We start from the raw sequence: 21,210 nt of genomic DNA on the forward strand, positions 1-21,210 counted from the left end.
ATGCCCGCCGCCGAGGTGCCCGCCGCGCTGGCCCGCGGCGCGCTGCTCGTCGACATCCGCCCGCAGGCGCAGCGCGCCAGGGAAGGTGAGGTGCCCGCCGCCCTGGTCGTCGAACGCAACGTTCTCGAGTGGCGGTGCGACCCCACCAGCGAGGCCCGGTTGCCCCAAGCCGTCGGGGACGACGTCGAGTGGGTGGTGCTGTGCTCGGAGGGCTACACCTCCAGTCTGGCCGCGGCATCGCTGCTCGACCTGGGACTGCACCGCGCCACCGACGTCATCGGCGGCTACCACGCGCTGAAGGCCGAAGGCGTTCTCGTCTAACTGTTCTCGTCGGAATGCAGCAACGGCCGCAAGCGCTCGGTCTTCTCCGGCGTCCACCCCGGCGGTTGCAGCACCGCTGCCCACCCGTCCGCGACATCCTTGACGTACACGTGACCGTGGCCGTCCGGAACGTCGACGGCCACCGCCATGTCCGCCGACACCTGCAGGAACGTCACGACCGGAATCCACTTCATCCGCGCGGTCCGGTCGTAGCCCGGCGGCTCCTTCAGCCAGTCCGGTCGGGCGAACAGCAGGTCCGGATCCCACCACGCTATCGGATCGGAGGCGTGCTGCAGATACACCACTCGTATCGGCGCCCACGGCTGTTCGGGCCGGCCGAGATCGTCGGGGCGGGCGGCGAACCGGGCGTTGTCGCCGTCGTCGTAGATCGGCAGCCACTCCGGTGATCCCGGATCCCGCTGCCGGGTCAGGTCGTTCCAGATCGTGTTGTTGAACGTCGGCCCGGAGAACAGCGCACCGTCCGTGCGCGCGATCAGGTTGTTGAGCGCCAGGAACGGCGCCTCGCCGCCGAATGACCCCAGGCTCTCGCCGAACACCACCAGCCGGGGGCGCTGCGCCTCCGGCATGCGGCGCACCAACTCGTCGACGGCCTCGAACAGCGCCTGTCCCGCCTGCCGGGCGTTCTCGCGGTCGACCAGGAACGACAGCCAGCTCGGCAGGAACGAATACTGCATCGACACGACCGCGGTGTCGCCGTTGAACATGTACTCCAGCGACGAGGCCTCCGCCTCGTTGATCCAGCCGGTACCGGTGGTGGTGGCGACCGCGACGACCGCGCGGTTCAGGCCGCCAGTGCGCAGCAGTTCCTGGGCGGCCAGCCGGGCGGTCGCGCGGATGCCGTCGGCCGAATGCAGACCGGCGTACGCGCGGATCGGTTCGATCGCGGGCGCCCCGTTGAACGCGGTGAGCTCCTGGACCGTCGGTCCGCCGGCGACGAAGATGCGGCCCTGGTGGCCCAGCGACTCCCAGCTGACCAGCGACTGCGGGCCGCCGGAGCGCAACGCGCTGGCCGGCGCGGGGGTGTCCGGATCGGTTTCGTCGTTGACCGTCGCGAACGTGTTGTTGATCGCGCTCATCGCGACCCGCACGACCACACCGTTGAGGATCGCGATCGTCAGCGCCACCAGCAGGACCACCACGACGACGGCTGAAACCCGCGGCGGCGCAACGCGATCGAGCTGCCTGACCAGGAAGCGGACCAGCAGCCGGACCTGCTGGCCCACCTCGACGAGCGCGAACAGCACGACAATCGACAGGACTGCGGCCAGCGGGTGGTCCCAGAACCGCATCCGCGGCACACCCATCAGATCGCGGATCTGGTCCTGCCAGACGTGGAAGTAAATGATCATCAGCACCTGGCCGACGGCGCCGACGACGACCAGGGCGATCCACGCCCACCGGGGCGCGGGCGGACTGGTGGGTTTGGACCGCATGTACCGCACGAGCCAGACGCCGAACACGCCGATGCCGTAACCGGCCGCGCCCGCGCCGCCGCTCACCAGACCCTGGAACAGCGGGCCGCGCGGCAGCAGCGACGGCGTCATCGAGAACCACAGGAACACCAGCCCGACGGCGGTGCCGAAGAACGTGTAGTGGCGCAGCCACCACGCCCGTTTCGGTGATGGCTGATCCTGCGGCGGTGCCTGCTCGATGACCCCCGCGGTGTCGCTCACCAGTGCACTTTAACGATGGGTGAAGTTGGCGGGGCGCTTCTCGGTGAACGCCGCCATCCCCTCCTTCTGATCCTCGGTGGCGAACGCGGAGTGGAAGAGCCGGCGCTCGTAGAGCAGACCTTCGGTGAGCGTGGACTCGAACGCGCGGTCGACCGCTTCCTTGGCCATGCGGGAGGCGTTTCGCGACATCCCGGCGATGGTGGCGGCGACCTCGTTGGCCTCGTCGAGCAGCCGGTCGGCGGGTACGACCCGCGATACCAGGCCGCTGCGTTCGGCCTCCTCGGCGCCGATCGTGCGGCCGGTCAGGATCAGGTCCATCGCCTTGGCCTTGCCGATCGCGCGGGTCAACCGCTGCGAGCCGCCCATACCCGGCAGCACGCCCAGCTTGATCTCCGGTTGGCCGAACTTGGCGGTGTCGGCGGCGATGAGGATGTCGCACATCATCGCCAGCTCGCACCCGCCGCCGAGCGCGTAGCCCGCGACGGCGGCGATGGTCGGGGTGCGGGTGGCGGCGAACTTGCCCCAGAGCGCGAAGAAGTCCGAGGTGAAGACCTCGGCGAAGGACAGGTTCGCCATCTCCTTGATGTCCGCGCCCGCCGCGAAGGCCTTCTCGCTCCCCGTGATGACGATGGCGCCGATACCCTCGTCGTCGTCGAACTCCGCTGCAGCCGTCGTGACTTCGGCCATCACCTGGGAGTTCAGCGCGTTGAGCGCCTTGGGCCGGTTCAGCGTGATCGCGCCGACGCGGCCGTCGCGGGTGACGAGGATGGTCTCGTAATCCATGGCTACTCCTATTGGGGGAACGTCAGTTCGGGATCGGCGGGTGCGAAGTACTCGTCGACGTCCGCCTTGGTGACGTCGGCGACCGAGTTGTGCGACCAGGTGGGGTTGCGGTCCTTGTCGACGAGTTGGGCGCGGATGCCCTCGACGAAGTCGTGGGAGCGCAGCGATGCGCAAGAGACGCGGTATTCGTCGCGGAGCACGTCCTCCAGTGTGTCGAGCCGGGAAGCCCGGCGGATCGATTCCAGCGCGACGGCGAGCGCGATGGGGGAACGCGACTCGATGAGGTCGGCGGCTTTGTCGGCCGGTCCGGCGTCGTGGCCGCGCAGGGCGGCGACGATCTCGGCGACCGTCTCACCGGCATAGCACTCGTCGATCCACTCCTGTTGCGTCAGAAGCTCGCTCGGAGGCGGTTCGACCGCGTGGGCGGCCAGGGCGGCGTCGACGCCGTCGGCGATGACGGCGGCCCGGAAGTCGGCCAGCCGGTCATGCGGCACGAAGTGGTCGGCGAAGCCCATGGCGATCGCGTCGGCGCCGGAGAACGGGGCGCCGGTCAGTGCGGCGTGGTAGCCCAGCAGGCCGGGGGCACGGGACAGCAGGTAGGTCCCGCCGACGTCGGGGATGAAGCCGATGCCGACCTCGGGCATGGCCATCTTGGTCTTGTCGGTGACCACCCGCACGTCGCCGTGCGCGCTGACGCCGACGCCGCCGCCCATCACGATGCCGTCCATCAACGCCACATACGGTTTGGGGTAGTGGCCGATGTAGGCGTTGAGCTGGTACTCCTTGAACCAGAAACGCCTCGCGTCGGCGCCGCCGGCCTTGGCGCTGTGGTAGAGCGCCACGACGTCGCCGCCCGCGCACAACCCGCGCTCGCCTGCGCCGTCGAGCAGCACGGTGTGGACAGTGTCGTCGCTCGCCCAGGAGTGGAGTGCGTTCGCCAGTGCGGTCACCATGCCGTGGGTCAGCGAGTTGATGGCCTTTGGCCGGTTGAGGGTGACCAGCCCGACGCCGTTCTCGACAGTTACTAGGACATCCTCGTTTTCCGCCACGGGAAGCAATCTAGATCGTCGCCCGCAGGCTGTGCGCGACGGGTAAGGTTTCGATCGACGTCCTGGGAAGTTCCTGTGAGATCTTGACCGGATTTCGGGAACTCACGCCGGACCGTCGATCGTTGATCGTGTGTTCGTCACATCGAACCACCTATGAGAGGACCCGACGGTGCGCGAGAGCAGCAACCCGGTATTCCGCTCCCTGCCGAAGACGCAGGGCGGATACGCGACATTCGGTACCGGAGCCGCCGGCTACGGTGCCCAGCAGATGCAGGCTGAGCCGTACACGACCCAGTACCCCGAGCAGACCGGCGTCGCCCGGCCGATGACCATCGACGACGTCGTCACGAAGACCGGCATCACGCTGGCCGTGCTGTCGGCGGTCGCCGTCGTCTCCTACTTCCTGGTCGGCATGAACCCGGGGCTGGCCGCCCCGCTGACCCTGATCGGCGCCCTCGGCGGCCTGGTCGTCGTGCTGATCGCCACCTTCGGCCGCAAGCAGGACAACCCGGGCGTCGTGCTGACCTACGCCGCGCTCGAGGGTCTGTTCCTCGGCGCGATCTCGTGGCTGTTCGGCAACGTCGTCGTCGCGGGCGGCAGCGCGGGCGCGCTGATCACCCAGGCGGTGCTGGCCACGCTCGGCGTGTTCTTCGGCATGCTGGTCGTCTACAAGACCGGCGCCATCCGCGTGACGCCGAAGTTCACCCGCATGATCGTCGCCGGCATGTTCGGCGTGCTGGTGCTGATGCTCGGCAACTTCGTGCTCGCGCTGTTCGGTGTGGGCGGCGGCGAGGGCATGGGCCTGCGCAGCGGCGGCACCATCGCCATCATCTTCTCGCTGGTCTGCATCGGCCTCGCGGCGTTCAGCTTCCTGATCGACTTCGACGCCGCCGACCAGATGATCCGCGCCGGCGCGCCGGAGAAGGCCGCCTGGGGCGTCGCGCTCGGCCTGACCGTCACCCTGGTCTGGCTGTACCTGGAAATCCTGCGGCTGCTGAGTTACTTCCAGAACGACTAGCAGCAGCCTTACGAGGGAAGCCCGGCACCGGCGGTGCCGGGCTTTCTGCGTGTGTGGGGGCGTTGACTCTGCGCACCGTCCTCTCGCCGAGACTGCTCACAGATCGCGATTCATCCACAAATCGTGATCTGTGAGCAGTCTCGCGGGGCGGGGCATGTCGGCAGGCGGACAGAGCCTTCCGATATGCGAAGCAATCCGTTCATCGGCAGCGAGGCGTTGGTCTCAGGCCTGGTCCGCAAGCATGAGTTGCGCACGCGCTACAGCGTCGTCTTCCCGGATGTCTACGTCGAAAAGGGCACCGAGCTGACGATCCACACGCGGGCCAAGGCGGCGTGGTTGTGGTCGCACCGCGAAGGAGTGATCGCCGGGCGCACAGCGGCGGCGCTGCACGGAGCGAAGTGGGTCGACGACGCCAAACCCATCGAGTTGTTCTGGCGCAACGCCCGTCGGCCACGGGGCCTGCATACGTCGGACTCCAGCTTGCGGCCGGACGAATACGGCGACTACCAGGGCATCAGGATCACCACGGTGACGAGAACGGCGTTCGACATCGGCCGATGCGCCCACCTCGACGAGGCCGTGGCCGGCCTCGACGCCCTCGGCAATGCCACACGGTTCAACGCCGTCGATGTGCTCGCCCTCGCCGAGCGACACCGCGGCGCACGGCGCATTCGTCAACTGCGCTCCGCGCTGGACGTTTACGACCCGGGGGCCGAGTCCCCGAAGGAGACGTGGCTGCGACTGCTCCTGATCCGCGCCGGCTACCCGCGTCCACGAACCCAGATCCCCGTGCTGCGAGACGACGGGTGGTCGAAGTACTACCTCGACATGGGGTGGGAGGACATGAAGCTCGCGGTCGAGTACGACGGCGACCACCACCGCACCGACCCGATCCGCTACGCGTACGACATCAAGCGCGCCGAGGAACTCGCCGACCTGGGCTGGAAGGTCCTCCGCGTCGTCAAGAGTGACCGGACTGCCGATATCCTGCGTCGGGTCGGGGCTGCCCGGTCATCGAGACTGCGGTGAGATCATCGAATCGGCGAAAAACGTGATCTCACAGCAGTCTCGGCGAGAGGTGACGGGTCAGGACAGCCGCTCGATGATCATCGCCATGCCCTGGCCGCCGCCCACACACATCGTCTCCAGACCGAACTGCTTGTCGTGGGTCTGCAGGTTGTTGAGCAGCGTGGCCGTGATGCGGGCGCCGGTCATACCGAACGGATGGCCCAGCGCGATCGCACCGCCGGACACGTTCAGCTTGTCCTCGTCCATACCGAGCTCACGCGCCGAACCGAGCACCTGCACCGCGAACGCCTCGTTGATCTCGTAGAGGTCGATGTCGCCGATGCTCATCTTCGCGTTGGCCAGCGCCTTCTTCGACGCCTCGATCGGGCCGAGCCCCATGATCTCCGGCGACAGCCCGCTCACACCGGTCGAGACGATGCGCGCCAGCGGCGTCAGCCCCAGCTCGCGGGCCTTCTCGTCGCTCATGATGACCACGGCGGCGGCGCCGTCGTTCAGCGGGCACGCATTGCCCGCGGTGATCGTGCCGTTCGGCCGGAACACCGGCTTGAGCTGGCTGATCTTCTCGTAGGTGGTGCCTGCGCGCGGACCGTCGTCCTTCGACACGACCGTGCCGTCCGGCAGCGTCACCGGCGAGATCTCCCGCTCGAAGAAGCCGCTGTTGATGGCCTCCTCGGCGCGGTTCTGCGACCGCACACCCCAGTGGTCCTGGTCTTCGCGGCTGATGCCCGTGAACAGCGCGACGTTCTCCGCGGTCTGGCCCATCGCGATGTAGACGTCCGGCAGGTTGCCGTCCTCGCGCGGGTCGTGCCACTCGTCGCCACCGGCGGCGGCCTGGTTGGACCGCTCCTGCGCCTCGGCGAACATCGGGTTCTTGGTGTCGGGCCAGCCGTCGGCGTTGCCCTTCGCGAAACGCGACACCGTCTCGACGCCCGCCGAGATGAAGGCGTGGCCCTCGCCGGCCTTGATCGCGTGGAACGCCATCCGCGAGGTCTGCAGTGACGAGGAGCAGTAGCGGTTGACGGTGGTGCCGGGCAGGAAGTCGTAGCCCAGCTGCACGGCGACCGCGCGGCCGATGTTGAAGCCGGATTCGCCGCCGGGCTGACCGCATCCCATGATCAGGTCGTCGATGTCGTGCGGGTCGAGCGAGGGCACCTTGTCCAGCGCTGCGCGCACCATCTGGGCGGCGAGGTCGTCGGGCCGCATGTCGACGAGCGACCCCTTATTGGCGCGGCCGATCGGCGAACGCGCGGTCGAGACGATGACGGCTTCAGGCATGACGACTCCTCAATCGAGTGGTACAGGAAAGCTAGCCTGCCGAGGCGATGACCGGCGCGGGGACCCCGGTTGTCCGCCGCCACAGCCGGGTCACGCCGCCGACTTTCGCCAGCAGCGTGCTGACGTCGGCGGCCCGGGTGCGCAGCGCCTGGTCGGGCGCCCCGTCCTGACTGCACTCACCGAGCGCCTCGCACAGGGCGGGCAGCAGCTGGCTGGCGGCGAGCGCGTAACCCGCCGCCGACGGATGGAACATGTCGTCGGAGAACAACACCTCGGGCTGCTTGTAGAACTCCGGCGCCAGCAGGTCGGAGAACGGCACCGGCACCCCGCCCTCGGCGCGTACGGCCGACGCCTGGGCACGGGCGAGACGCAGACCCAGCGTGCGCGCCACCGTGCGCAGCGGCTGGGGGATCGCGGTGATCACCCCGAAGTCCGGACAGGTGCCGACGACGACGACCGCGCCGCTGGACCGCAGCCGCGCCACCGCTTTGCCGAGCCGGCGCGCCGATTGCGGGATGCCGTTGAGCGCGGTGATGTCGTTGGCGCCGATCATGATGACCGCGGCGTCCGGCGGTGGACCCGCCACGAACATCGCGTCGATCTGACCGGCCAGGCCCTTGGACGTGGCGCCGACGATCGCTTTGGTGCTCAGCCGGATCCGTTTCCCCGACTGCTCGGCCAGCCCGCGGGCGATCAGCACACCGGGGACCTCGTCGGCGGTGCGGCAGCCGTATCCGGTCGCCGTCGAGTCGCCGAAGATCATCAGGTGCAGGTCGAACGGGTCACCGCGGTGCCACCGCTCGACGGGCCCGCCGCCGGGGGAGTAGACGCCGTCCGCGCGCGGCGGGACGGCCCAGGCCTTCGGGATCACCTGACGGGCCTGGTGGGCCTGCCCGGCGAGCAGGTTGCGCAGCCCGATGTAGGCGGAACCAGTCGATGCGAGCGTGGCCGCCGCTGCCAGGGCACCGCGTGAAGCGCGCACAGGATCAGTCTAGGGATCGGCAGCGTGGCAACCCGGGGCCGGCGATCACAGTGCGGTATCAAAGCCGGAACGAAATTTGTTTAGACCATTGTGATATCGGTTACTAGTGCGAAGCTAAGTTACGGAGATTGGCTGAGTAGCTGAGCACCTGGCACTACAACGGCGTAGAAGGTGGTGGCGATGACGGCACCGAGTAAGGTACCCAGCTCCTCATATGCTGGCATCCGGGCAGCTAGGCCGCACAAAGCGCGACGCTTCCCGGTCAGCGACGGCGCGCCCGTCGAGGTGGTCGAAGACGGGCCCAGTATCGCCGGGCGGGTGATGGCACTCGCTGCGCTGATGACGATCAAGCCAACTCTTACCATCGGTAGCCTGGCGCCGAAGATGCCCTGGCCCTGGGGTGTCGTCGACTTCGCCTGCCGCATCCTGCGCCCGGTCCCGGGCACCATCCGCGCCACCATCGCACTGCAGAACTGCACCGCCCAGCTGGTCCGCGCGCCCGGCGTGCTGCCGGCCGACGGCAAACGCAGCGTCATCCTGTACCTGCACGGCGGGGCGTTCCTGACCTGCGGCGCCAACTCGCACAACCGGCTGGTGACGGCGCTGTCCAAGTTCGCCGACAGCCCGGCGCTGGTGGTCAACTACCGGATGATCCCCAAGCACTCGGTCGGCCAGGCCATCGACGACTGCCACGACGCCTACCTGTGGCTGCGCCGCCAGGGCTACGAACCCGACCAGATCGTGCTGGCCGGCGACTCCGCGGGCGGTTACCTCTCGCTCGCGCTCGCCGAACGGGTGCAGGAGGAAGGCGAGACGCCCGCCGCGGTGGTGACGATGTCACCGCTGTTCGAGCTCGACAACGAGGCCCGCGCCAACCACCCGAACGCGCGCCGCGACGCGATGTTCCCGCCGCGGGCGTTCCACGCGCTCAACGAGCTCATCGAGCACGCCGCCCGCAACCACCTGGTCAACGGCAAGCCGGAGCCGGCCTACGAACCGCTCGACCACATCGAACCCGGCCTGCCGCGCACCCTGATCCACGTGTCCGGCTCCGAGGTGCTCATCAGCGACGCGCGTAAGGCGGCCCGGCTGCTGGCGGCTGCGGGGGTGCCGGTCGAGGTGCGGGTGTGGCCCGGGCAGATGCACGTGTTCCAGCTCGGGGCGCCGGTGGTCTCGGAGGCGCAGCGGTCGCTGCGCCAGATCGGCGAGTACATCCGAGAGGCCACCTGGTAGCACGCGGCCGGAGGCCGCCTGGATGCACCGCGGCGCGCCTGAGACCATGGAGTCATGCGCATCGCCCGGCACGTCAGTGAGCTCATCGGAAACACTCCCCTCGTACAGCTGAGTTCGGTTGTCCCCGAGGGCGCGGGCACGGTGGCGGCCAAGATCGAGTACCTCAACCCCGGCGGCAGCTCGAAGGACCGCATCGCGGTCAAGATGATCGACGCCGCCGAGGCCAGCGGTGAGCTGAAACCCGGCGGCACGATCGTCGAACCCACGTCGGGCAACACCGGTGTCGGGCTGGCGCTGGTGGCGCAGCAGCGGGGATACAAGTGCATCTTCGTCTGCCCGGACAAGGTCAGCGAGGACAAGCGCAACGTGCTGCGCGCCTACGGCGCTGACGTCGTGGTGTGCCCGACGGCCGTTGCCCCGGACGATCCGGACAGCTACTACAGCGTCTCCAATCGCCTGGTCACCGAGATCGAGGGCGCCTGGAAGCCCGATCAGTACTCCAACCCGATGGGCCCGGAGTCGCACTACGAGACCACCGGCCCGGAGATCTGGCGCGACACCGACGGCAAGGTCACGCACTTCGTCGCGGGCGTCGGCACCGGCGGCACCATCACCGGCGCCGGGCGCTACCTCAAGGAGGTGTCGGGCGGGAAGGTCAAGGTCGTCGGCGCCGACCCCGAGGGTTCGGTGTACTCCGGCGGCACCGGCCGGCCGTACCTGGTCGAGGGTGTCGGCGAGGACTTCTGGCCGTCGGCCTACGACCCGGCGGTGCCCGACGAGATCATCGCCGTGTCCGACGCCGACTCGTTCGACATGACCCGCCGCCTGGCCCGCGAGGAGGGTCTGCTGGTGGGCGGGTCGTGCGGCATGGCGGTGGTGGCCGCGATCGAGGTCGCGCGCAAGGCCGGTCCCGACGCGCTGGTCGTGGTGTTGCTGCCCGACGGTGGCCGCGGCTACCTGTCCAAGATCTTCAACGATTCGTGGATGTCGTCCTACGGCTTCCTGCGCAACCGGCTCGACGGGTCCATCGAACAGCCGACCGTCGGAGATGTGTTGCGCCGCAAGTCCGGAGCGCTGCCCGACCTGGTGCACACCCATCCGGCGGAGACGGTGCGCGACGCGATCGGCATCCTGCGCGAGTACGGCGTCTCGCAGATGCCCGTCGTCGGCGCCGAGCCGCCGGTGATGGCCGGTGAGGTGGCGGGCAGCGTGTCCGAGCGCGAACTGTTGTCCGCGGTCTTCGAGGGCCGTGCGAAGCTGGCCGATGCGGTGGCCGAGCACATGAGCCCGCCGATGCCGCTCATCGGTGCGGGGGAGCTGGTCAGCACCGCGGCCAAGAGCCTGCGCGAGTGCGATGCGCTGATGGTGGTCGAGGAGGGCAAGCCCGTCGGCGTGCTCACCCGCCACGACCTGCTGGGCTTCCTGTCCGACGGCAGCGCACGGCGTTAACCGAATCATTGAGCCCGGCAAACCAATAGCCGGTCGGACGATGCGAGCGCATCGTCGTGTTCCGTCGCGGAGAAGTTACCCGGAGAACACCTGTTCCGTCGTGCTGCTCCGGTACTGTTAGCTCGCTCTCCCAGCTCACCGCACATCGGAAGGCGTCCATGACCGATCAACCGCCACCTCCGCCCGGAAACTACCCACCGCCACCGCCGCCTCCCGGCGGCTACCCGCCGCCCCCTTCGGGCAACGTCCCACCGCCGGGCGCGTATCCGTCTGCACCGCAGGGCTATCCGGGCGGCTACCCGCAGGGCGGGCCGGTCCGGGTGCTCCCGCAGGACGCGTACACGTCGTGGTTCACCCGCGTGCTCGCCGCCCTCATCGACGCCGTGCCGCCGCTGCTGCTCAGCGGTATCGCATACGGCATCGCGTTCGCCACCGGCGACACCGTGTGCGTGGAGAACGAGTACGGGGTCGGCGGGTCGTGTTCGTCGTCGTTCTCGGGCCTCGGCACGACCCTCCTCGCCCTGGCATGGCTGGCCTCGCTGGCCTACTGGGTCTGGAACTGGGGATACCGCCAGGGCACCACCGGCCAGAGCATCGGCAAGTCGGTGATGAAGTTCCGGGTCGTCAGCGAAAAGACATGGCTGCCAATCGGTTTCGGCCTGTCGCTGGTCCGCCAGATCGCGCACTTCATCGACCAGGTCATCTGCTACATCGGATACCTGTTCCCGCTGTGGGACGCCAAGCGTCAGACGCTGGCCGACAAGATCATGACCACGGTGTGCGTGCCCGTCGACCAGTCACACGCCCAGCAGCAGCCCTACCCGCAGCAGCAGCCGTACACCCAGTAGGGACCCTGATCATCCGCGGAAGGCGCTGACACCGGTCAGCGCCTCCCCGATGACCATCTGGTGCACCTCCGAGGTGCCCTCGTAGGTCAGCACCGATTCCAGGTTGTTGGCGTGCCGCAACACCGGATATTCGAGGGTGATCCCGTTGGCGCCCAGCAGGGTGCGGCACTGCCGCGCGATCGACAGCGCTTCGCGGACGTTGTTGAGCTTGCCGAAGCTGACCTGGTCGGGCCGGATCCGCCCCTCGTCCTTGAGCCGGCCCAGGTGCAGCGCGAGCAGCTGGGCCTTGCCCAGTTCGACGGCCATGTCGGCGATCTTCGCCTGGGTCAGCTGGTAGGCCGCCAGCGGTTTGTCGAACACCTCGCGGCTGCCGACGTAGTCCAGCGTCGTCTCCAGACAGTCCCTCGCCGCGCCGACGCTGCCGAACACGATCCCGAACCGCGCCTCCGACAGACAGGCCAGCGGACCGGACAGTCCGCGCGCCTGCGGCAGCTGCGCGTCGGCGGGCAGCCGGACGTCGTCGAGGTGCAGCTCCGAGGTGTTCGACGCGCGCAGCGACAACTTGTGCTTCATCTCCCGCCCCGACAAGCCCTCGGTGCCGGCGGGGACGACGAACCCGAGGATGCCCTCCTCGGCCCGGGCCCAGACCACCGCGACGTCGGCGATCGACCCGTTGGTGATCCACATCTTCGACCCGTTGAGGATCCAGTCCGAGCCGTCGCGGCGCGCGGTGGTGCGCATCCCCGCGGGGTTGGAGCCGAAGTCCGGTTCGGTCAGCCCGAAGCAGCCGATCACGTCGCCGGTGGCCATCCCGGGCAGCCACTCGCGGCGCTGCTCCTCGCTGCCGTGCCGGTGAATCGCGAACATCGCCAGTGACCCCTGCACCGAGACCATGCTGCGCAGGCCGCTGTCGACCGCCTCGAGCTCCTGGCAGACCAGGCCGTACGCGGTGGCCGACGACCCGCCACAGCCGTAACCCTCCAGGTGCATGCCCAGCAACCCGAGCTTGCCGAACTCCGACGCGAGTTCGCGCACCGGGACCTCGCCCGCCTCGAACCAGTCGGCGACGTGCGGCCGCAGCCGCTGCTCGCCGAAGCGGCGCACGGTCTGGCGCAGCTCGCGTTCCTCGGGATCGAGCATGGCGTCGGTGTCGAGCAGATCGTCGATACGCACGGTCATGGGTCATGTCTACACCCACGCTTCGCTAGGCTCGGGGGTGTTATGAGTGAACAGCGCAAGGCTCACGGACTGGCCACTGGACTGGCTACGAAGGCCATCCACGCCGGGTACGCCCCCGACCCTCGCACCGGTGCGGTCAACACCCCCATCTACGCCAGCTCGACCTTCGCCCAGGACGGTGTCGGCGGGCTGCGGGGCGGCTTCGAGTACGCCCGCACCGGCAACCCGACCCGGCAGTCGCTGGAGTCGGCGCTGGCCGCGGTGGAGGAAGCCGGCTACGGCCGCGCCTTCGCCTCCGGGATGGCGGCCACCGACTGTGCGATCCGCGCGGTGCTGCGCCCTGGTGACCACCTCGTCATCCCCGACGACGCCTACGGCGGCACGTTCCGGCTGATCGACAAGGTGTTCTCCCAGTGGGGGATCGGCTACACCGCGGTCGCGCTCTCCGACCTCGACGCCGTGCGCGCGGCGATCACGCCGCAGACCAAGATGGTCTGGGTCGAGACACCGACCAACCCGCTGCTGTCGATCGCAGACATCGCGGGCATCGCCGAGATCGCGTCCGGCTCGGGCGTGAAGGTGTTGGTGGACAACACCTTCGCCTCGCCGGCGTTGCAGCAGCCGTTGACCCTCGGCGCCGACATCGTCCTGCACTCCACCACCAAGTACATCGGCGGCCACTCCGACGTGGTCGGCGGCGCGTTGCTGACCGACGACGAGGAACTCGACACCGCATTCGCGTTCCTGCAGAACGGATCGGGTGCCGTACCGGGCCCGTTCGACGCCTACCTCACCCTGCGCGGCCTCAAGACGCTGGTGGTGCGCATGCAGCGGCACAGCGAGAACGCCGCACTGGTCGCCGAGTTCCTCGACAACCACCCGGCGATCGAGTCGGTGCTCTACCCCGGTCTGCCGAGTCATCCCGGCCACCGGGTGGCCGCGAAGCAGATGAGCGGATTCGGCGGCATGGTGTCGGTCCGGCTGCGCGGCGGCGCGCAGGCCGCCCGCGACTTCTGCGCGCGCACAGACATTTTCATCCTCGCCGAATCCCTGGGCGGGGTGGAATCGCTGATCGAGCATCCGGGGGCGATGACGCACGCCTCGACCGCGGGGTCGCAACTCGAGGTGCCCGACGACCTGGTCCGGCTGTCGGTCGGCATCGAGGACTCCGCCGATCTGCTCGCCGACCTCGAGCAGGCGCTAGGCGGATAACGCCGCCCGGATCACCGAAGCGGTCACGGCCAGGTTCACCTCGGCCAGACCTGTCGGTGATTCGTCGACCCAACTGCCGAGCGCGATCTCCCCGGCGCGTCCGTGCACCCACCGCCAGCCCCGGTCGTTGAGGCTGAGCAGCGCGCCGAGCCCGTCCACCGCGTGCAGCAGCGTGATGACCGCGGCCGTCGACGCGCCGGGAGGTGTGCGGTCGAACAGCGCGGAGAGCACCTGGGAGCGGGCATGGGCCACCCGGTCGCGGTTCGCCACCGGCCACGCGAATCGCCTGTGTGACAACGGGATCCGCCCGATCTGACCGGTTGCCTCGAGGTGCGTCAGCAGCGTGTCCTCGGTCCGCCTGCGGAGTTTGTCGACCGCCGACGCCGGCCGCAGCGCACGCCGCTGTAGCAACCGGAACGCCGGTTCGGCCACGGGGTCGACGGGGCCGCGCGGCGTCAACGCGAGCAGCCGGCCTGCCGGTGCGGGGTCACCGTCGACGGCGGGCCGGATCAGGCAGGCGTGGGCGAGGTCCAGCAGCACCGCCGCGCCGAGCACACGGTCGCGGCGTGCCTTTTCCAGGCACGGCTGAGCGGAGGCGTTGTCCAGCAGCAGCAGTAAGAGGTCTTCGGCGATCTGCGCCATGGACCGTCAGGAGTGGTACGGCTCCGCGCTGACCAACGTCACCTGCACGGTGCTGCCGCTCGGGACGGTGTAGCTGCGCGTCTCGCCCACCTTCGCGTCGATCAAGGCGGCGCCCAGCGGGGACGCCGGCGAGTACACCTCCAGCTTGCCGTCGTTGACGGCCTGCTCCCGGGTGCCGATCAGGAACGTCTCGGTGTCGCTCTCGTCACCGTCGTAGTAGACCTTCACCACCGAGCCGGGCAGTGCGACGCCCGACTGCTTGGGGGCCTCGCCGACCTTGGCGTTGTTGAGCAGCTCCTGGAGCTGGCGGATCCGGGCCTCTTCCTGGCCCTGCTGCTCGCGGGCGGCGTGGTAGCCGCCGTTCTCACGAAGGTCGCCTTCCTCGCGGCGGTCGTTGATCTCGGCGGCGATGACGGGCCGGTTGGCGATCAGCTGGTCGAGCTCCGCCTTCAGCCGGTCGTACGACTCCTGGGTCAACCACGTGACCTGAGTGTCAGTCATGTCCTTCGCGCTCCTGTCGTCGTTGTCTCGCGCTGTGCGCATGCGAAGTCTTGTGAGGTCGGGGCTGGGCTCGTGGCGTGTACTGCTGCGGCCCCCTGCTCGTACGTCCCCCCGCACGAGAATGCGTGTAAATGCAGCAATACACGGCCCCAGCCGGAACCGTGTACCTGCCGATCGTACCACCGACGCGAAAGCCGGCATTCAGGATTTGGTCGTCGGCTGTTCCCCGGGCGGCCGCGCTACGGCGCCACCAGATAGGGCGGCACGTCGAGTCCGCACCCGTAGACGTCGCCGATGACCGGCGGTCTGCTGGACTTCACCACCGTCGTGACCTGCACCGTCGTCGCCTCCGAGGGCGGGACGAGGATTTCTCGGCGGCCGGTTTCGCTACCGTCGAGGGAGCGCGCCCGCACGATGCACACCGCGGGCCGCGACGGATCCTCCCGGGTGACGCTGACCGTCACCTCCACGGTCTGATCGTCGATCAGCCGGTAGGCGCCGAGTTCGCCCTCGACCGGCTGGCTGCCGAACCGCTGCGAGGCGACATAGGCGATGACGAGGCCGGCGACGACGACCAGAACGGCCAGCACAGCGATCACCAGACGGCGCGTCCGATGGGGTACCCGCGGCCGCCCGTAACGGGCGGCGGGACGTTCGATCATGCGTTAGGGGTGCCCGTCGGTCGGCTGGTTCCGTCAGAACTGAGACTATAGAGACCAACGGTTGCGACCTCGAAGACGAGCCCGGGCATGAACGGACCGGGGACCGGCCCGGGGCATAGTCGCGACGACACCGTAGTTAGATGAGACGAGATGAGTGAACTGCGCTTGATGGCGGTGCATGCGCACCCCGATGACGAGTCGAGCAAGGGTGCCGCCACCATGGCCAAATACGCCGACGCGGGCGCCCGCGTCATGGTGGTGACGCTGACCGGTGGTGAGCGCGGCGACATCCTGAACCCGGCGATGGACCTGCCCGAGGTGCACGGCCGCATGGCCGAGATCCGGCGCGACGAGATGGCCAAGGCCGCGGAGATCCTCGGGGTCGAGCACCGCTGGCTCGGATTCGTCGACTCCGGCCTGCCGGAGGGCGATCCGCTGCCCCCGCTGCCCGAGGGGTGTTTCGCGCTGGCGCCGCTGGAGGAGTCGACCGAGGCGCTGGTGCGGGTGATCCGCGAGTTCAAACCGCACGTGATGACCACCTACGACGAGACCGGCGGCTATCCGCACCCCGACCACATCCGCTGTCACCAGGTGTCGGTGGCCGCCTACGAGGCGGCCGGCGACTACCGCCTGTACCCGGACGCCGGTGAGCCGTGGAACGTCTCGAAGCTCTACTACATCCACGGCTTCCTGCGGGAGCGGATGCAGTTGCTCCAGGACGAGTTCGGCAAGCACGGGCTCGAAGGCCCGTACGCGAAGTGGCTGGAGAACTGGGACCCTGACCGCGACCTGTTCGCCAAGCGGGTGACCACCCGGGTGGAGTGCGCGAAGTACTTCCCGCAGCGGGACGACGCGTTGCGGGCGCACGCCACCCAGATCGACCCGAACAGCTTCTTCTTCGCGGCTCCGCTGGAGTGGCAGGAGCGGCTGTGGCCGACGGAGGAGTACGAGCTGGCCCGCTCCCGCGTTCCGGTCACCCTGCCCGAGACCGACCTGTTCGAGGGCATCGAGGCGGACCGATGATCGAGAGCCTGCTGCTGGCCACCGAGTGGCTCGCCCAGGACCAGCCCCGCGACACCGGGCCGGACTTCGGCAAGGCCAGCCCGTTCGGCCTGCTCATCGTCGCGGTGCTGCTGGTCGCGGTCTTCCTGCTGGTGTGGTCGATGAACCGGCACCTCAAGCGGCTCCCCGAATCGTTCGATCCGGAACATCCCGAACCGGATCAGGCCGTCGACGACGGCACCGTCGACCTCGGCACCGTCTCCGGCACCGACACCGAGAACGGGAACACCCGCCGTGAGTCCGGGGGCTAACGAGCTCGCCGGGGCCACCAGCCCCTACCTGCGCCAGCACGCCGACAACCCGGTGGCCTGGCGCCAGTGGACGCCCGAGGCGCTGGCCGAGGCCGCCCGCCGCGACGTGCCGATCCTGCTGTCGATCGGCTACGCGGCGTGCCACTGGTGCCACGTCATGGCCCACGAATCGTTCGAGGACGACGAGGTCGCCGCGGCGATGAACGCCGACTTCGTGTGCATCAAGGTCGATCGTGAGGAAAGGCCCGACCTCGACGCGGTGTACATGAACGCGACCGTCGCGCTGACCGGTCAGGGCGGCTGGCCGATGACGTGCTTCCTCACCCCCGACGGGCGGCCGTTCTTCTGCGGCACCTACTACCCGAAGCCCAACTTCCTGCAACTGCTCGCCGCCGTCGGTGAGACCTGGCGGACGCGCCGCGGCGAGGTTGAGGACGCCTCCGACCGGATCGCCGGCGAACTGCGGAACATGGCGGGCGGTCTGCCCGGTGGCGGACCGCCGGTGCGGCCCGAGCTCTGCGACGCCGCGGTCGCCGCGGTGCTGCGCGACGAGGACACCGTCCGCGGCGGGTTCTCGTCCGGTCCAGGAGGCGCCCCCAAGTTCCCGCCGTCGGCGTTGCTCGAAGCGCTGCTGCGGCACCACGAACGCACCGGATCGGCAGAGGCGCTCGCCGCTGCCTCGCGGACCGGGACGGCGATGGCCCGCGGCGGCATCTACGACCAGCTGGCGGGCGGCTTCGCCCGCTACAGCGTCGACGACTCGTGGGTGGTGCCGCACTTCGAGAAGATGCTCTACGACAACGCGCTGCTGCTGCGCTTCTACGCGCACTGGGCGCGCCGCACCGGCGACCCGCTGGCCCGCCGGGTGGCCGCCGAGACGGCCCGGTTCCTGATCGACGACCTCGGGGCGGACGCCATGTTCACCTCGTCGCTGGACGCGGACGCCGCGGGCGTGGAGGGCCTGACCTACGCGTGGACACCCGCCCAACTGCGTGAGGTGCTCGGCGACGCCGACGGCCGTTGGGCTGCAGGGGTTTTCGCGGTCACCGATGACGGGACGTTCGAGCACGGCACCTCGGTGCTGCAACTGCTCGCCGACCCCGACGACGCGGCGCGGTTCGAGCGGGTGCGCCACGCGTTGCGGGCCGCGCGGTCGGCCCGGCCGCAACCCGGCCGCGACGACAAGGTGGTCACCGCGTGGAACGGCCTGGCGATCACCGCCCTCGCCGAAGCCGCCGTCGCGCTCGACGACCCCGAACTGCTCACCGCTGCAACGGATTGCGCACGCGCCATCGTCGGGCTGCACCTCGTGGACGGCCGGTTGCGCCGCGCCAGCCTCGGCGCACGGGTGGGGGAGAGCGCGGCGATCCTCGAAGACCATGCCGCGCTCGCCACCGCCCTGTTCACCGTGTACCAGGCGACCGGGGATGCCTCGTGGCTGCAGGCCGGACTCGGCTTCGTCGACATCGCCCTGGATCACTTCACCGATCCGCAGCGCGCCGGGCACTGGTTCGACACCGCCGACGACGCCGAGGCGCTCGTGCTGCGGCCCGCCGATCCCTTCGACGGCGCCACCCCGGCGGGCGCCTCGCTGATCGCCGAGGCGCTGCAGACCGCAGCGCACCTGGCGCCGGCCGCGCAGGCCGGGCGGTACGCCGCGGCCGCGGACGCCACGCTGGCCACCGCGGCGCTGATCCTCGACCGGGCGCCCCGCTCCGGCGGGCACTGGCTGGCGGTGGCCGAAGCCGCGGTGCGCGGACCGATCCAGATCGCGGTGGCGTGCGATCCGGCGCACTCCGAATTGCTGCGCGCGGCACGGGCGTTGGCGCCGGGCGGGGCGATCGTCGTGGGCGGTCCCGTCGACTCGTCGGAACTGCTGACCGACCGGGGCCGCGTCGACGGCGCCGATGCGGCGTACGTGTGCCGCGGCCGCACCTGCGACCTGCCCGTGACCACGCCCGCGGACTTGGCCGCCGCGCTGGGCGCCGCCGTGTAGCGTGCGGGCCATGACCGTCGAGCCCAAGGCCATCGTCGAGCGTTACCTGCACACCGTCTCCACCGGCTCGGCCGACGACGTCGCCGCGCTGTACGCCGAGGACGCCACCCTCGAGGATCCGGTCGGCGGCGGCGAGGTGCACATCGGACGGCAGGCCATCGCCGGCTTCTACAAGAACACCGAGGGCGTCGAGGTCGAGACCGAACTGCTGAGCTTCCGCTCCGGCGGCCACGAGGCGGCGTTCGTCTTCGCGATCACCGTGAAAATGGGCGAGAGCACGATGCGCATCGAGCCGATCGAGGTGATGACGTTCACCGGTGACGGCAAGATCGCCTCGATGAAGGCCTACTGGGGACCGGAGAACGTCACCCAGCTGTGATTTCGGTGTAGTTGGTCGCGCTGGGCGCGACCAACTACACCGAAATCGCCGGCTAGCCCGAGAAGACCGCGAACCACATCGCGATGTAGTGGCAGATCGCCGCGACCGCGGTGCAGGCGTGGAAGAACTCGTGGTGGCCGAAGGTCGTCGGCCACGGATTCGGCCACTTGAGCCCGTAGAGCACCCCGCCGATGCTGTACAGCGCGCCGCCCACGATCAGCAGCACCACCGCGGCCACGCCCGCCCCGTCCATGATCGGGCCGATGAACCACGCCGCCACCCAGCCGAGCAGCAGGTACAGCGGCACGCCCACCCACGCCGGCGCCGACGGCCAGAACATCTTGAGCAGCACCCCGGCGATCGCCCCGCTCCACACGATCCAGAACAGCACCATGCCCTTGTCCTGCGGCAGGGCCAGCAGCGCGAACGGCGTGTAGCTGCCCGCGATGAAGATGAAGATCATCGAATGGTCGGCGCGTTTCATCCATTTGCGCGCCGTCGGCGAGCGCCAGGTCACCCGGTGGTAGGTCCCGCTGACGGTGAACATCGCCACGATCGTGAACGTGTAGATCAACGTCGCGATGCCCGCGCGGGTGGACACCTCCGCCCACGACACCGCCACCAGCGTCGCCCCGCAGATCAGCGCGACCACCGCGGAGTAGACGTGGATCCACCCACGGGCGCGGGGTTTGCCGATGAAGTGGGCGACCCGCTCGGCGACGGCCTCCGGGAAGTCCTCCGGATCGCCCTTCGGACGTGAGTCGTCGGCGTCGAGCGGGGTGGACGGGGTCGTCATGTCAGCTCCGTCAACTCGGGTGGGGCACTCGGCCGCCACAGTAGTCTGAGTACCTATGGACATCATTCCCCGCGGTCTCAAGGAGCCTGCATATCGGCTCTATGAGATGCGGTTGCGTCAGGAGCTGACGCGGTCCAAATCACAACTACCGCGCCACATTGCGGTGCTGTGTGACGGAAATCGCCGCTGGGCCCGTGACGCCGGTCACGATGACGTGAGCTACGGCTATCGCGTCGGCGCGGCGAAGATCGCCGAGATGCTGCGCTGGTGTCAGGCCGCCGGTATCGAGATGGCCACGGTGTATCTGCTGTCGACCGAGAACCTGCGGCGCGACGCCGACGAACTCGCCGAGCTCATCGAGATCATCACCGGCGTGGTGGAGGAGATCTGCACACCGGCCAACCGGTGGAGTGTGCGCACCGTCGGCGACCTGTCCCTGCTCGGTGAGGAACCGGCGCGGCGGCTGCGCGACGCGGTCGAGTCCACGGCGGGCAACGGCAACACCTTCCACGTCAACGTCGCGGTCGCCTACGGCGGCAGGCAGGAGATCGTCGACGCGGTGCGCGCGCTGCTCGGCAAGAGGCTCGCCGACGGCGCGACGGGCGACCAGCTGGTCGAGGCCGTCACCGCCGAGGCGATCTCCGAGAACCTCTACACCTCCGGGCAGCCCGATCCCGATCTGGTGATCCGCACCTCCGGTGAACAGCGGCTGTCCGGGTTCCTGCTGTGGCAGAGCGCGTACTCCGAAATGTGGTTCACCGAGGCGTACTGGCCCGCGTTCCGCCGCGTCGACTTCCTGCGCGCGCTGCGCGACTACACCCGGCGGGATCGCCGGTACGGCATCTGAGA

22 protein-coding genes are annotated in these 21,210 nt (G+C 69.3%); 12 read left to right on the forward strand and 10 right to left on the reverse strand.

The features are described 5' to 3' along the window. Complete coding sequence (locus tag G6N30_RS00645; protein WP_179965588.1) at window positions 1–321, forward strand: rhodanese-like domain-containing protein; 321 nt, start codon at window positions 1–3, stop codon at window positions 319–321. Here the strand turns inward: G6N30_RS00645 and G6N30_RS00650 are convergent. Genes G6N30_RS00650 through G6N30_RS00660 form a run of 3 tightly spaced genes read right to left on the reverse strand, consistent with a single transcriptional unit; the run spans window position 318 to window position 3,847 of the window. Continuing rightward, window positions 318–2,015, reverse strand: coding sequence for an alpha/beta hydrolase (locus G6N30_RS00650; RefSeq protein ID WP_134055645.1), 1,698 nt, complete (start codon window positions 2,013–2,015; stop codon window positions 318–320). The two genes, G6N30_RS00645 and G6N30_RS00650, sit on opposite strands and share 4 nt — an antisense overlap. Before the next feature lie 9 nt (window positions 2,016–2,024). Next, a complete protein-coding gene (locus G6N30_RS00655) occupies window positions 2,025–2,798 on the reverse strand; it encodes an enoyl-CoA hydratase (RefSeq protein WP_134055643.1) in 774 nt (257 codons plus the stop codon). Window positions 2,799–2,806: 8 nt separating this feature from the next. Next, window positions 2,807–3,847, reverse strand: coding sequence for an enoyl-CoA hydratase/isomerase family protein (locus G6N30_RS00660; RefSeq protein ID WP_134055641.1), 1,041 nt, complete (start codon window positions 3,845–3,847; stop codon window positions 2,807–2,809). Between the two features lie 169 nt (window positions 3,848–4,016). On the opposite strand from G6N30_RS00660, the gene G6N30_RS00665 reads away from it, so the two are divergent. Beyond that, window positions 4,017–4,865 (forward strand): Bax inhibitor-1/YccA family protein, encoded by an 849-nt coding sequence (locus G6N30_RS00665; RefSeq protein ID WP_134055639.1) that lies wholly within the window; start codon window positions 4,017–4,019, stop codon window positions 4,863–4,865. A gap of 183 nt (window positions 4,866–5,048) precedes the next feature. Further along, on the forward strand, window positions 5,049–5,894 hold the full coding sequence (locus G6N30_RS00670) for a DUF559 domain-containing protein (RefSeq protein ID WP_134055637.1): 846 nt from the start codon (window positions 5,049–5,051) through the stop codon (window positions 5,892–5,894). A 57-nt stretch (window positions 5,895–5,951) separates the two neighbouring features. Here the strand turns inward: G6N30_RS00670 and G6N30_RS00675 are convergent, their stop codons facing one another. Both G6N30_RS00675 and G6N30_RS00680 read right to left on the reverse strand, forming a co-directional pair. After that, entirely contained in the window at window positions 5,952–7,169 is a 1,218-nt protein-coding gene (locus G6N30_RS00675; RefSeq protein ID WP_134055635.1) for an acetyl-CoA C-acetyltransferase, read from the reverse strand. Between the two features lie 31 nt (window positions 7,170–7,200). Next, window positions 7,201–8,151 carry an SGNH/GDSL hydrolase family protein gene (locus G6N30_RS00680; RefSeq protein WP_134055633.1) on the reverse strand — a complete coding sequence of 317 codons (951 nt, stop codon included), beginning with the start codon at window positions 8,149–8,151 and terminating at the stop codon, window positions 7,201–7,203. 180 nt (window positions 8,152–8,331) lie between these two features. Between G6N30_RS00680 and G6N30_RS00685 the strand changes: the two genes are divergently transcribed. The 3 genes from G6N30_RS00685 to G6N30_RS00695 all read left to right on the forward strand — a co-directional run bounded on the left by G6N30_RS00685 (window position 8,332) and on the right by G6N30_RS00695 (window position 11,681). After that, window positions 8,332–9,384 (forward strand): alpha/beta hydrolase fold domain-containing protein, encoded by a 1,053-nt coding sequence (locus G6N30_RS00685; protein ID WP_134055631.1) that lies wholly within the window; start codon window positions 8,332–8,334, stop codon window positions 9,382–9,384. Window positions 9,385–9,438: 54 nt separating this feature from the next. Beyond that, entirely contained in the window at window positions 9,439–10,833 is a 1,395-nt protein-coding gene (locus G6N30_RS00690; protein ID WP_134055629.1) for a cystathionine beta-synthase, read from the forward strand. A 158-nt stretch (window positions 10,834–10,991) separates the two neighbouring features. Next, a complete protein-coding gene (locus G6N30_RS00695; RefSeq protein WP_134055627.1) occupies window positions 10,992–11,681 on the forward strand; it encodes an Rv1078 family RDD domain-containing protein in 690 nt (229 codons plus the stop codon). Window positions 11,682–11,690: 9 nt separating this feature from the next. On the opposite strand, the gene G6N30_RS00700 is transcribed toward G6N30_RS00695, so the two are convergent. Then, complete coding sequence (locus tag G6N30_RS00700; RefSeq protein ID WP_134055625.1) at window positions 11,691–12,860, reverse strand: acyl-CoA dehydrogenase family protein; 1,170 nt, start codon at window positions 12,858–12,860, stop codon at window positions 11,691–11,693. A gap of 42 nt (window positions 12,861–12,902) precedes the next feature. On the opposite strand from G6N30_RS00700, the gene G6N30_RS00705 reads away from it, so the two are divergent. Beyond that, the gene (locus tag G6N30_RS00705; protein WP_134055623.1) at window positions 12,903–14,072 is read left to right on the forward strand and encodes a cystathionine gamma-synthase; all 1,170 of its coding nucleotides are present in this window, start codon (window positions 12,903–12,905) and stop codon (window positions 14,070–14,072) included. Here the strand turns inward: G6N30_RS00705 and G6N30_RS00710 are convergent. From G6N30_RS00710 to G6N30_RS00720, 3 genes are all read right to left on the reverse strand, one after another. Then, window positions 14,061–14,714, reverse strand: a complete 654-nt coding sequence (locus tag G6N30_RS00710) for a GOLPH3/VPS74 family protein (RefSeq protein ID WP_134055621.1) — start codon at window positions 14,712–14,714, stop codon at window positions 14,061–14,063. The genes G6N30_RS00705 and G6N30_RS00710 overlap by 12 nt on opposite strands. A 6-nt stretch (window positions 14,715–14,720) precedes the next feature. Then, complete coding sequence (greA, locus tag G6N30_RS00715; protein WP_134055619.1) at window positions 14,721–15,215, reverse strand: transcription elongation factor GreA; 495 nt, start codon at window positions 15,213–15,215, stop codon at window positions 14,721–14,723. A 239-nt stretch (window positions 15,216–15,454) separates the two neighbouring features. After that, entirely contained in the window at window positions 15,455–15,877 is a 423-nt protein-coding gene (locus G6N30_RS00720; RefSeq protein ID WP_134055617.1) for a DUF4307 domain-containing protein, read from the reverse strand. Window positions 15,878–16,027: 150 nt separating this feature from the next. Between G6N30_RS00720 and mca the strand changes: the two genes are divergently transcribed. Genes mca through G6N30_RS00740 form a run of 4 tightly spaced genes read left to right on the forward strand, consistent with a single transcriptional unit; the run spans window position 16,028 to window position 19,565 of the window. Beyond that, window positions 16,028–16,900, forward strand: coding sequence for a mycothiol conjugate amidase Mca (gene mca / locus G6N30_RS00725; RefSeq protein ID WP_134055615.1), 873 nt, complete (start codon window positions 16,028–16,030; stop codon window positions 16,898–16,900). After that, window positions 16,897–17,190, forward strand: a complete 294-nt coding sequence (locus tag G6N30_RS00730; protein WP_134055613.1) for a hypothetical protein — start codon at window positions 16,897–16,899, stop codon at window positions 17,188–17,190. The genes mca and G6N30_RS00730 overlap by 4 nt, the downstream gene beginning before the upstream one ends. Continuing rightward, window positions 17,174–19,186: a thioredoxin domain-containing protein gene (locus tag G6N30_RS00735; protein ID WP_134055611.1), complete on the forward strand. Its 2,013-nt coding sequence runs from the start codon at window positions 17,174–17,176 to the stop codon at window positions 19,184–19,186. Before G6N30_RS00730 ends, G6N30_RS00735 begins: the two co-directional genes overlap by 17 nt. A gap of 10 nt (window positions 19,187–19,196) precedes the next feature. Continuing rightward, window positions 19,197–19,565, forward strand: coding sequence for a nuclear transport factor 2 family protein (locus G6N30_RS00740; RefSeq protein WP_134055609.1), 369 nt, complete (start codon window positions 19,197–19,199; stop codon window positions 19,563–19,565). A gap of 52 nt (window positions 19,566–19,617) precedes the next feature. Here the strand turns inward: G6N30_RS00740 and trhA are convergent, their stop codons facing one another. After that, window positions 19,618–20,361 carry a PAQR family membrane homeostasis protein TrhA gene (gene trhA / locus G6N30_RS00745; RefSeq protein ID WP_134055607.1) on the reverse strand — a complete coding sequence of 248 codons (744 nt, stop codon included), beginning with the start codon at window positions 20,359–20,361 and terminating at the stop codon, window positions 19,618–19,620. A 55-nt stretch (window positions 20,362–20,416) separates the two neighbouring features. Between trhA and G6N30_RS00750 the strand changes: the two genes are divergently transcribed. Continuing rightward, the gene (locus tag G6N30_RS00750; protein ID WP_134055605.1) at window positions 20,417–21,208 is read left to right on the forward strand and encodes a (2Z,6E)-farnesyl diphosphate synthase; all 792 of its coding nucleotides are present in this window, start codon (window positions 20,417–20,419) and stop codon (window positions 21,206–21,208) included. Window positions 21,209–21,210 lie beyond the last annotated feature (2 nt).

Origin of the sequence: Mycolicibacterium litorale, from assembly GCF_010731695.1 — a bacterium.
Classification (GTDB): domain Bacteria; phylum Actinomycetota; class Actinomycetes; order Mycobacteriales; family Mycobacteriaceae; genus Mycobacterium; species Mycobacterium litorale.

Bases quoted from the DNA above. Each gene is read 5' to 3' on its own strand.
- G6N30_RS00645 (WP_179965588.1), top strand. From the start codon at position 1: ATGCCCGCCGCCGAGGTGCCCGCCGCGCTGGCCCGCGGCGCGCTGCTC.
- G6N30_RS00710 (WP_134055621.1), bottom strand. From the start codon at position 14,714: ATGGCGCAGATCGCCGAAGACCTCTTACTGCTGCTGCTGGACAACGCC.
- G6N30_RS00690 (WP_134055629.1), top strand. From the start codon at position 9,439: ATGCGCATCGCCCGGCACGTCAGTGAGCTCATCGGAAACACTCCCCTC.
- G6N30_RS00750 (WP_134055605.1), top strand. From the start codon at position 20,417: ATGGACATCATTCCCCGCGGTCTCAAGGAGCCTGCATATCGGCTCTAT.
- G6N30_RS00695 (WP_134055627.1), top strand. From the start codon at position 10,992: ATGACCGATCAACCGCCACCTCCGCCCGGAAACTACCCACCGCCACCG.
- G6N30_RS00720 (WP_134055617.1), bottom strand. From the start codon at position 15,877: ATGATCGAACGTCCCGCCGCCCGTTACGGGCGGCCGCGGGTACCCCAT.
- G6N30_RS00655 (WP_134055643.1), bottom strand. From the start codon at position 2,798: ATGGATTACGAGACCATCCTCGTCACCCGCGACGGCCGCGTCGGCGCG.
- G6N30_RS00675 (WP_134055635.1), bottom strand. From the start codon at position 7,169: ATGCCTGAAGCCGTCATCGTCTCGACCGCGCGTTCGCCGATCGGCCGC.
- greA (WP_134055619.1), bottom strand. From the start codon at position 15,215: ATGACTGACACTCAGGTCACGTGGTTGACCCAGGAGTCGTACGACCGG.
- trhA (WP_134055607.1), bottom strand. From the start codon at position 20,361: ATGACGACCCCGTCCACCCCGCTCGACGCCGACGACTCACGTCCGAAG.
- G6N30_RS00700 (WP_134055625.1), bottom strand. From the start codon at position 12,860: ATGACCGTGCGTATCGACGATCTGCTCGACACCGACGCCATGCTCGAT.
- G6N30_RS00730 (WP_134055613.1), top strand. From the start codon at position 16,897: ATGATCGAGAGCCTGCTGCTGGCCACCGAGTGGCTCGCCCAGGACCAG.
- G6N30_RS00705 (WP_134055623.1), top strand. From the start codon at position 12,903: ATGAGTGAACAGCGCAAGGCTCACGGACTGGCCACTGGACTGGCTACG.
- mca (WP_134055615.1), top strand. From the start codon at position 16,028: ATGAGTGAACTGCGCTTGATGGCGGTGCATGCGCACCCCGATGACGAG.
- G6N30_RS00670 (WP_134055637.1), top strand. From the start codon at position 5,049: ATGCGAAGCAATCCGTTCATCGGCAGCGAGGCGTTGGTCTCAGGCCTG.
- G6N30_RS00740 (WP_134055609.1), top strand. From the start codon at position 19,197: ATGACCGTCGAGCCCAAGGCCATCGTCGAGCGTTACCTGCACACCGTC.
- G6N30_RS00685 (WP_134055631.1), top strand. From the start codon at position 8,332: ATGACGGCACCGAGTAAGGTACCCAGCTCCTCATATGCTGGCATCCGG.